Annotated in this window: 1 protein-coding gene; it reads right to left on the bottom strand. The window is 72.6% G+C overall.

Annotated features, from left to right (window positions below; translation table 11 throughout):
• The coding region (locus AC5RUW_RS16630) for a hypothetical protein (RefSeq protein ID WP_494161697.1) at positions 1-351 on the bottom strand (351 nt) is incomplete at both ends.

Below are 351 nucleotides of genomic sequence, written 5' to 3'. Positions count from 1 at the left end.
GATCGTGGGCCGCGGGAGAACCGTGGCTACCAGGGCCGCGACGAGCGTGGCGGCAGCGACCGTCCCCGCAGCTTCGGCGACCGGGACCGCGGCAACGACCGTCGCCCCTCCAACAGCGACCGCGGCAACGACCGCCCCCGTTCCTTCGGTGACCGCTCCGAGCGCCCCGAGCGTTCGGATCGCGGTTTCCGCGGCAACGATCGTCCCCGTTCGTTTGGTGATCGTGATCGTGGCAATGATCGCCCCCGGTTCAACGACGATCGCGGGCCGCGGGAGAACCGTGGCTACCAGGGCCGCGACGAGCGTGGCGGCAGCGACCGTCCCCGCAGCTTCGGCGACCGGGACCGCGGC

The organism is Arthrobacter sp. Y3222053 (genome assembly GCF_059092805.1).
This window is presented reverse-complemented; position numbering and strand designations above follow the sequence as displayed.